This is a genomic window from Runella sp. (assembly GCF_027484545.1).
Classification (GTDB): Bacteria; Bacteroidota; Bacteroidia; order Cytophagales; family Spirosomataceae; genus Runella.
Window position 1 is genome coordinate 1 of sequence record NZ_JAIXST010000037.1, and the last position, 8,359, is coordinate 8,359.

Sequence of the window (8,359 nt, forward strand, 5' to 3'; positions counted from 1 at the left end):
CGTGATTTTGGCCAAATGAATGCATGAAATTTGCCAATCGTTCTGGTTCGCTTATTTCTACTTTCTTTTTCATTTCGCAAAATTGCAATTATTTTAGTTTTGATTCCAAGAAGTTCGGCCGTTCTCTATAACTGACATAAGCTACAAACGCACCTATAAACAGCGGTTTGATAATAATACGAATCCATCCCATTTGGGCAAAGGTTTTCTGAAAGAGTAACGAAGTGTCGGTATCTTTGAAAAACATGCTTTTTACGACGGGATAAAAATCGCTGAACATTGAGTACAGAAGCGTACAGACGCAAAAGCCGAGAAACAATTGGAGGTAATAAGAATTTGGTTTCATAGGTTTGTGTTAGGTTAAGTAGTAAGTATGTCAGTTTGTTGATTCAAAACTAAGGAAGGCAAAGGCTAATTGAAAATAGAAGTGATGAAATAGGGTTATCGTGGGACAATTTGTAATGAACTTGGGAAATGGAAGAATAAAGGTTGTTTGTGACCTAAAATAAGACAAAAGAATAGGTAAATAGCCCCCATGGAAAAACCTCTTAACTTTGCGTTGAAAGAATTCTGATTATCGACCGCTAAAACAATCTTAAACCAATATAGATGTACCAAATGAAAAAAACTGTAATTGCTTTATTATCAATTATTTCATTAGCAAATTGCGGGCAAAAACAAACTGAAAATACTTCAGTTACCGATACTACAGCCATCTCCGAAGCGCCGGTAATGGTCGGAAATGACCTTGACAAACACGGGTGCAAAGGCTCGGCAGGTTATACTTGGTCCGTAGTACGCAATGAATGTGTGCGTATATTTGAAGTCGGCATTCGATTGGATCCCCAAGATGCTACGCTTGACCAAACCCTTTCTGCTTTTGCAATAGCGTCGGCAGATAGTACTCAAATGGAATTGTACGTGCCTAAATCAGACGGCTCCATCGTACTTAAAATAGCAAAAGAAAACGAGACGGGTACCTGGAATGATGGTAACTGGCTGCTAACTCAGCGTAAAGGCATTTATACCCTCGAAGAAGGTAAAAAAATACGTTATCGAAGTCATTTATAATAGCTGTATTTAGCGTTACAGGGAGGAGGTTAGCTATTATCCAGTAAAGAAATGATAGTAAAAGTAAAGTTCCACATTATGTGCAAACCTACGCCGTACCAAAATCCGAATTTTATTCGGAGAAAGCCCAGAAAATAGCCCAAAATAAGCTGAATTGAAACAAGGGGCAGCGCCCAAAGGTAATTGTGGATGTTGGTAAAGTTTCCCAAGTGTATCAGTGCAAACGATACAGCAACAAAGTGAAAAACAACTTTGAAGTGGTTTTTCCAAAACTCATGAAGTGTTGTTTTGACATATTCAGTGGCAATATAAAAAACAGGGAAAGACATAAAAACCATATAAACGGAAGCGTTTTTAAAAGTACTGTTGGGGGATAAAACCCACCCTAAGCCACCCAATAAAAGTGATCCCCAAAACGCAATGACTTTACGGTTGAAACGCAATAAACCTCTGAAAACAAGTTCTTCCAGCAAAGGACCGAGAAGAATGATGTACAAAACGACAGCCCAATTTTTCTGATCAATTTCAAGGTGTTCGGCCTGAGTCATTTTTTTTGCAACGTAAATCAAAGGAACTAAAAACGGAAGAAAAACCAGTTGAAGTAAATAAATTTGGAAACAATAATGCACTTTTTGCCCCAGCGTAAATGCGTTGTCTTCTACTGAATATCGAGGATTTTTAAGGTACTGAAAAGCCTCTTTGGCTGCTTTTTTGAAGGTGATTCTTTGAGAAGAACTCTCGGACGGAGCAAGCATAAATTCCATAGCTGTTTTGGTTTAGGAGGATACAAATAAAAAAATTTAATGAGTCAAAACTAAGCGAGCCGTTTTAAAGTTGAAAAAAGAAGTGATGAAATACAGGAACAGCGTGACGATTGCCGATGAGTTTGGGCGTAAAGATGCCTGTTTTTTCAAAAAAACGCCCTAACTTTCGGCGTTGCTGTTTTAAAAACAAGCTTCATAAATAATGTCAACCATCGAACCCACCCTCCGAACAGTCAATGTGACGCGCTATGTGACTCCTTTGCGCGAAGGCGGCTCTTTGCCCGCCATAGTGGAGGCCGATGACGGGTTTTTGTACGTGATGAAATTTCGGGGAGCGGGGCAGGGAGAAAAAGCCCTCATTGCTGAACTTATCTCGGGCGAAATTGCCCGTGCTTTGGGCTTTCGAGTGCCGGAAATCGTCTTTGCCGAATTGGATATTGCCTTTAGTCGCAGTGAACCCGATGAAGAAATTCAGGATTTGCTTCGCGGCAGCGTAGGACTCAATCTGGCTCTTCATTTTCTTTCAGGTTCCATTACGTTTGATTCTTTAATCACCACCGTAGATACCCAACTCGCTTCGCAGATTGTGTGGTTGGATAGCTTCATTATGAATGTGGACCGTACCGCCCGCAACACCAATATGTTGATGTGGCACAAAGAGTTATGGCTCATTGACCACGGTGCTTCGCTTTATTTTCACCATTCTTGGGACAATTGGGCACAACAAAACCAAAGCCCGTTTGCATCCATTAAAAACCATATGTTACTCCCCCAAGCCGCTGAATTAGACGCGGTAGATGCGGAATTTCGGCAGAAATTAACACTGGAACGGATTCAGGCAATTGTGGCACTTGTTCCTGACGAGTGGCTGTCCGATGAATCTACCACGCAGTCAGCGGAAGAACGGCGGCAGGTCTATATTCAATTTTTAGAGGCGCGATTGGCCGCGTCAGAAATTTTTGTCAAAGAAGCGCAAAATGCAAGAAAAACACTTGTTTGAGTACGCCGTCATTCGCGTCGTACCGCGCGTCGAACGCGAAGAATTTCTCAATGTAGGCGTTATCGTTTACTGCCCTGCCCAACGATTTCTGCAAACGGTGTTTGAACTGAATGAAGAACGGCTTCGGGCGTTTTCAGCCAAAATAGATGTGGAAGAATTACGGGAACGCCTTTGCACCTTTGAGCGCATTTGTGCGGGACGCAGGGAAGGAGGCATCATCGGTCAGTTGACAATTGCCGAGCGTTTTCGTTGGTTAACATCTACCCGCAGCACCATTATTCAGTCATCGGCGGTTCACCCGGGCTTGTGTACCGATGCTGCCGAAACGCTTGCCCGATTGCATGCGCAATTGGTTCTGTAATATTTTGCCTGCGTCGGCTACTTGGTGGTGAAAACACCACCAAGGGCATAACCTCGGAAGGTCACAGTTTTTGATTTTTAATCTGCGGCAATCTGCGCTTTAAAATCTGTGTATATCTGCGAGAAAATAAATGAACGATTAGCCAATTCGTTGCGGTCCCGTATAAATATTGAACCGCCCTTCGCGCGTAAAACCAATCAGAGTTTGTCCAAATTTTTCTGCCGTTTCCACGGCCAAACTGGAGGGTGCTCCTACGGCGACCACCACGGGGATTGACATCGCTAATGCCTTGTGCAACAGCTCAAAACAGGCGCGGCCGCTCAAAACCAAAATGTGTTTATTGAAAGTAGAGAAGTGATTCAACAATGCTTTGCCCGCAATTTTATCCACGGCATTGTGGCGACCCACATCTTCGGCGTAAAGTTGTAGATTTCCCTCCCGATCAAATAATCCCGCTGCGTGGATTCCGCCTGTTTGGTCAAAAATACGTTGAAAAGTAGTGAGTTTATCAGGTAAAGAAGTTATCAATTCAGGAGACAAAGGAGCCAAGTTTTTCGCAAAATCCAGATTTTCGTAGGTATAACCTAAGGCATCTAAAGAGGATTTTCCGCATACGCCACAACTTGACGTTGCATAAAAATTGCGTTGTAATTTTTGAAGATCAGGTCTTACGTGAGGTTTAAGTTTAACGGTGACCGTATTGTCCAAACTTACCTTTGCGGAGTCTATATCATCACCTTTTACAATTCCTTCCGTTTTCAAAAAACCAACGGCCAATGCTTCGTCTTCTCCGGGAGTTCGCATGGTGATGGACACTGATTTTTCAACCCATCCTTTCACCACATCCCAATATTCCAATCGGATTTCAACGGGCTCTTCCACAACAATTAAGTCGGTCGTATTTTCCGAGCTTGCTCCATTTATCCGAACAATAGACACCTTTTGGATATTCATTTTCAATTTTTTGCTGTTAAATTTTAAGAATAAAGTCGAGCATCAGGAACCTTCTTTCACCCAAGAAAATTTTCCATAATTCATAATCGCACGGGCGACCCCGTCGTAATTCGTCAATAAATCAAGGATGCGCCGCTACCCACACTTCACCGTCTTCAAAAAACTCTTTTTTCCAAATGGGAACTGTTTCTTTGAGGGTATCAATGACAAACTGACACGCTTCAAAAGCTGCTTTGCGGTGAGCGCAGGCTACGGCAATGATGACGGGGATTTCACCAATATCCAAAACGCCCACGCGATGATGAATGGAAATTTTTAACACGGGCCAACGTTGCACGGCTTGTTCCGCAATTTTTTGCATTTCCTTGATGGCCATGGGCGCGTAGGACTCAAATTCCAAACGTAAGACCCGCTTTCCCTTGGTATGGTTGCGCACGGTTCCCACAAAAGTTACGATGCCGCCGGCATCATCCGAGAGTACGTAGTCGAAACAGGTTTGGGAATTGAGCTTGGTATCCAATAATTGTATGTCAATCATGTTGATTTCTGAAATGAATTAGCGCCAAAAATAGTCACTTCATCCTAAAAATTGGCCGTTTCCCACAAATCTACTCCTATTTTACACTTTTTTTAATTGTCTTTTGTTGTACCGAAAACTCATTCAAGGTATATTATGAATCGTCTGCCTGCCATCCTTATAACCATTGGCGTATTCTTTTTGTTGGATTTGTACGTTTTTCAAGCCGTAAAAGCCCTTACGCGAGGCAGCGCCCTCGAAACCCGTCGTATTATTCACGCTATCTATTGGGTAATTCCTATCATCAGTTTAGCCGTCTGGATAGTTACTCAGTTTCTCATTTCCCCCGATTCACTCAGCCGAACGACGCGCCAATTTATTTGGACTGCCTTGCTGATTCCTTATTTTGCTAAATTCTTCTCGTTATTCATTTTGTTGATTGACGACGTCGTCCGTTTTGGGAAATGGGTGACAAATTTCTTTGGTAATCAGCTGGTTGTGTCAAATCCACTGCCCGATGCGCCTGCCATTCCGCGTTCCGAATTTTTGATTAAAACAGCCTTGGCGGTAGCGGGTACAACAGTTGCCGGCTTCACCTACGGAATTGTATCCGGAGCGCACGATTATCGGATTCGTCGGGTACGGATTCCCGTTAAAAATTTGCCGAAGGCGTTTGAAGGTATTAAAATTGGGCAGCTTTCGGATATTCACTCGGGAAGTTTCTTTAATAAAACCGCCGTGAAAGGAGGTGTAGAGATGCTGATGGCTGAGAAACCCGATTTGTTTTTCTTTACCGGTGATTTGGTCAATAATACGGCCGATGAGGTGAAGGATTACATTGATATTTTCAAAAAGATAAAAGCTCCGTTGGGGACGTTTTCGGTTTTGGGAAACCACGACTACGGTGATTATTACCAATGGCCGAGTGCTGAAGCTAAACGTAAAAACTTAGCGGATTTGAAAGAAGCACATCGCCTGCTCGGCTGGGATTTGTTGTTGGACGAACACCGCGCTATTCAAGTCGAAAATGAGAAAATCGGTCTGTTGGGAATTCAAAACTGGGGTGCCGGTGGCTTTGCAAAATACGGTGTGTTGGAAAAAGCGTATCAAAACACCGAAGATTTTCCCGTAAAATTGCTTCTTTCGCACGACCCAAGTCACTGGAACTCGCAGGTAATGGAGAAGTATAAAGACATTGATATTGCCTTTGCAGGTCATACGCACGGGATGCAATTTGGCGTAGAAATAGGTGGATTTCAGTGGAGTCCGGTACAGTATCGTTACAAACAATGGGGCGGATTGTACAAAGAAGGAGACCAACATTTGTACGTAAACCGGGGCTTTGGTTACATCGGTTATCCCGGTCGAGTGGGTATTTTACCCGAAATTACGATGGTTGAATTGGTAAAAGCCTGAGTACTAATTGTGAATTACGGGGCCGCCCGTGCGGTGAATGAGTGATTTAGTGAATAGTAGGTCTGTTCGCCCGTGCCGTGATTAGCTAATTGATAATAAATTTATCACGAATTTATTTGCTTAAACTAAAGTTCAATGAACGTTATCAATAACCTTGACCGTCAACGTTTTGAGATAGATGTTGACGGTGAATTTGCTTTCATAGAATACCGCATGAATGATGGTACGGTGTATCTGATGCATACGTTTGTGCCGGATAACCTGCGCGGCCAAGGGTTGGCGCAAAAACTGGCTAAGTTTGCCTTGGATGCCATTCGGTAGGAGAAATTACCTTTGAAGATTTATTGTCCTTTTGTCACTGACTACATTCAGGAACACCCTCACTATCAGGACTTACTCCCCACCTAACTATAGAAATCAATGCAAGCCTACGACACGTTGTCCGAAACCATGGAAGCCCTTCGTAAAGAAGGCTATGTTGAAGATTTTAATTTAGGGCAAGATGCCTTGGTATGCCGCGCAGGAGCGCTTAAGGTGTTTGCCGACGAGTTTAGAATTGATGAATTTTTTCGCTTTGAAGGCCAAACCGACCCGGCGGATGAAGCAGTTTTGTACGCTATTTCCTCTGAGAATCATGCTATTAAGGGGTTGTTAGTGAGCGGTTACGGGGTGTATACAGAAGAAGTAACGGATGAGCTTCTTGCCAAACTTCGATTTGATGAGCAATAGTTATTGATGGATAATCTACTTTTTACTCAGGAACTTCAGACCTATTTAGGAGAGCGCATAAGTCGCGAACCTGCCGTGCGCGACCAACACGGTGTTGGATTTAGTTACCATGAATGCCAACCGCCGGATGCAGTGGTCTATCCGCAAACCACCGAAGAAATAGCCGAAATAGTGAAGATATGTGCCAAATACGGTGTTCCGATTATTCCTTTTGGGGCGGGTACTTCCATTGAAGGCCACGTATTGGCGCTTCGTGGGGGCGTGTGTATCGACCTGAGTTTAATGAACCAAATCATGGAGGTAAATCAAGCCGATATGTACGTTACAGTCCAAGCGGGCGTGACGCGCAATCAATTGGATGGCTTGTTGGAAGGAAGTGGTTTCTTTTTCCCTATTGGCCCCGGTGTGAATGCAACCTTGGGAGGAATGGCGAGTACGCGGGCGTCGGGCACGAATGCCGTGCGTTACGGAACGATGAAAGACAATGTGATTTCGCTGACGGTGGTTTTGCCCGACGGGAAAATTATTAAAACGGCGAGCAAAGCCAAAAAATCGTCGGCAGGATATGACCTGACCCGGCTTTTTGTGGGTGCTGAAGGAACGTTGGGAGTTATCAGTGAACTGACGCTCAAGTTGCACAGCGAACCCGAAACCATTTATGCCGCGGTTTGCCCTTTTCCTTCGGTGGAAGCGGCGGTCAATACCGCGATAAAAACCATCCAAAAAGGCGTTCCGATTGCCAAAATAGAATTGTTGGACGACCAAATGATGCGGGCTATCAATCGCTATTCTTCGCTTGATTACCAAGAAGTTCCTACGCTTTTTTTGGAATTTGGCGGTACTGCGGCAGAAGTTGAAGCTCAAATTTTAGCAGTTCAACAGTTCGCACAGGAATTTGGGGCAGAGGATTTTGTCTGGGAAAAAGACGAAGCCAATCGGAAGAAACTTTGGCGTGCCCGAACCGATGCAGCCCCTGCTGCGCTGGCGTTGCGACCCGGCTCAAAACTGATGTCTACCGACGTATGCGTGCCGATTTCACGTTTGGCGCAATGCATCGTTGAAACCCAATTGGATATTCAACAAACGAGAATACTTGCACCCATTTTGGGTCACGTCGGCGATGGGAATTTTCACCTTACCATATTGATTGACCCCGATGATTTTGAATCGTTTGAACGGGCAAAAGCCTTAAACGAGCGTTTGGTGCGTCGAGCCTTGGCCATGGAAGGAACCTGTACGGGCGAACATGGAGTAGGGGTGGGAAAATTAGCCTATATGGCTCTGGAACACGAAGGTGCCCTCGACGTAATGCGGGCTATCAAACAGTCAATTGACCCCAACAACCTGATGAATCCAGGGAAATTGCTGCCTGCCGGTTAAACTGTTTTCATAAATCAATTAAACCTTCTGCCAGTTTATCATTAGGGATATAGGGTGATTGCATCAAGTGTTAAGTTGGTTTAACAGGGTTTTAAGGTAAGCATCGTCGCGAGCGGCTTTCTTTCGCTTACGAGCCAAACTCATTTCAGTCGGCTCTCGCTTTAAGA

The 8,359-nt window shown here is 44.0% G+C and carries 11 protein-coding genes; 7 read left to right on the plus strand and 4 right to left on the minus strand.

From position 1 onward, the window contains the following. Positions 1-88: 88 nt before the first annotated feature. Positions 89-346 carry a hypothetical protein gene (locus tag Q0081_RS03400; protein ID WP_298349304.1) on the minus strand — a complete coding sequence of 86 codons (258 nt, stop codon included), beginning with the start codon at positions 344-346 and terminating at the stop codon, positions 89-91. A 272-nt stretch (positions 347-618) separates the two neighbouring features. Between Q0081_RS03400 and Q0081_RS03405 the strand changes: the two genes are divergently transcribed. Further along, positions 619-1,071: a hypothetical protein gene (locus Q0081_RS03405; RefSeq protein WP_298349307.1), complete on the plus strand. Its 453-nt coding sequence runs from the start codon at positions 619-621 to the stop codon at positions 1,069-1,071. 29 nt (positions 1,072-1,100) lie between these two features. Here the strand turns inward: Q0081_RS03405 and Q0081_RS03410 are convergent, their stop codons facing one another. Further along, positions 1,101-1,835 carry a type II CAAX prenyl endopeptidase Rce1 family protein gene (locus tag Q0081_RS03410; protein ID WP_298349310.1) on the minus strand — a complete coding sequence of 245 codons (735 nt, stop codon included), beginning with the start codon at positions 1,833-1,835 and terminating at the stop codon, positions 1,101-1,103. Between the two features lie 202 nt (positions 1,836-2,037). On the opposite strand from Q0081_RS03410, the gene Q0081_RS03415 reads away from it, so the two are divergent. Beyond that, positions 2,038-2,835 (plus strand): HipA family kinase, encoded by a 798-nt coding sequence (locus Q0081_RS03415; protein WP_298349312.1) that lies wholly within the window; start codon positions 2,038-2,040, stop codon positions 2,833-2,835. Continuing rightward, a complete protein-coding gene (locus tag Q0081_RS03420; RefSeq protein WP_298349314.1) occupies positions 2,813-3,196 on the plus strand; it encodes a DUF3037 domain-containing protein in 384 nt (127 codons plus the stop codon). The genes Q0081_RS03415 and Q0081_RS03420 overlap by 23 nt, the downstream gene beginning before the upstream one ends. Positions 3,197-3,334: 138 nt before the next feature. On the opposite strand, the gene fdhD is transcribed toward Q0081_RS03420, so the two are convergent. Together fdhD and Q0081_RS03430 are read right to left on the minus strand one after the other, a co-directional pair. Then, positions 3,335-4,150 carry a formate dehydrogenase accessory sulfurtransferase FdhD gene (gene fdhD / locus Q0081_RS03425; RefSeq protein ID WP_298349317.1) on the minus strand — a complete coding sequence of 272 codons (816 nt, stop codon included), beginning with the start codon at positions 4,148-4,150 and terminating at the stop codon, positions 3,335-3,337. 121 nt (positions 4,151-4,271) lie between these two features. Continuing rightward, the gene (locus Q0081_RS03430; protein WP_298349320.1) at positions 4,272-4,688 is read right to left on the minus strand and encodes a molybdenum cofactor biosynthesis protein MoaE; all 417 of its coding nucleotides are present in this window, start codon (positions 4,686-4,688) and stop codon (positions 4,272-4,274) included. Between the two features lie 135 nt (positions 4,689-4,823). Here Q0081_RS03430 and Q0081_RS03435 point away from each other — a divergent pair, with 135 nt between their 5' ends. The 4 genes from Q0081_RS03435 (at position 4,824) to Q0081_RS03450 (ending at position 8,192) form a co-directional block, all read left to right on the plus strand. Next, positions 4,824-6,083, plus strand: coding sequence for a metallophosphoesterase (locus tag Q0081_RS03435; RefSeq protein WP_298349322.1), 1,260 nt, complete (start codon positions 4,824-4,826; stop codon positions 6,081-6,083). Positions 6,084-6,218: 135 nt separating this feature from the next. After that, positions 6,219-6,404: a GNAT family N-acetyltransferase gene (locus Q0081_RS03440; protein ID WP_298349326.1), complete on the plus strand. Its 186-nt coding sequence runs from the start codon at positions 6,219-6,221 to the stop codon at positions 6,402-6,404. A gap of 99 nt (positions 6,405-6,503) precedes the next feature. Beyond that, on the plus strand, positions 6,504-6,812 hold the full coding sequence (locus Q0081_RS03445; RefSeq protein ID WP_298349328.1) for a phosphoribosylpyrophosphate synthetase: 309 nt from the start codon (positions 6,504-6,506) through the stop codon (positions 6,810-6,812). Between the two features lie 6 nt (positions 6,813-6,818). Next, positions 6,819-8,192: an FAD-binding oxidoreductase gene (locus Q0081_RS03450; RefSeq protein WP_298349331.1), complete on the plus strand. Its 1,374-nt coding sequence runs from the start codon at positions 6,819-6,821 to the stop codon at positions 8,190-8,192. Positions 8,193-8,359: the final 167 nt, after the last annotated feature.

What these genes read in the sequence shown, in the direction of transcription:
- Q0081_RS03420 (WP_298349314.1), top strand. Translation starts at nt 2,813, where the DNA reads ATGCAAGAAAAACACTTGTTTGAGTACGCCGTCATTCGCGTCGTACCG.
- Q0081_RS03405 (WP_298349307.1), top strand. Translation starts at nt 619, where the DNA reads ATGAAAAAAACTGTAATTGCTTTATTATCAATTATTTCATTAGCAAAT.
- Q0081_RS03440 (WP_298349326.1), top strand. Translation starts at nt 6,219, where the DNA reads ATGAACGTTATCAATAACCTTGACCGTCAACGTTTTGAGATAGATGTT.
- Q0081_RS03415 (WP_298349312.1), top strand. Translation starts at nt 2,038, where the DNA reads ATGTCAACCATCGAACCCACCCTCCGAACAGTCAATGTGACGCGCTAT.
- Q0081_RS03410 (WP_298349310.1), bottom strand. Translation starts at nt 1,835, where the DNA reads ATGGAATTTATGCTTGCTCCGTCCGAGAGTTCTTCTCAAAGAATCACC.
- Q0081_RS03435 (WP_298349322.1), top strand. Translation starts at nt 4,824, where the DNA reads ATGAATCGTCTGCCTGCCATCCTTATAACCATTGGCGTATTCTTTTTG.
- Q0081_RS03450 (WP_298349331.1), top strand. Translation starts at nt 6,819, where the DNA reads ATGGATAATCTACTTTTTACTCAGGAACTTCAGACCTATTTAGGAGAG.
- Q0081_RS03445 (WP_298349328.1), top strand. Translation starts at nt 6,504, where the DNA reads ATGCAAGCCTACGACACGTTGTCCGAAACCATGGAAGCCCTTCGTAAA.
- fdhD (WP_298349317.1), bottom strand. Translation starts at nt 4,150, where the DNA reads ATGAATATCCAAAAGGTGTCTATTGTTCGGATAAATGGAGCAAGCTCG.
- Q0081_RS03430 (WP_298349320.1), bottom strand. Translation starts at nt 4,688, where the DNA reads ATGATTGACATACAATTATTGGATACCAAGCTCAATTCCCAAACCTGT.
- Q0081_RS03400 (WP_298349304.1), bottom strand. Translation starts at nt 346, where the DNA reads ATGAAACCAAATTCTTATTACCTCCAATTGTTTCTCGGCTTTTGCGTC.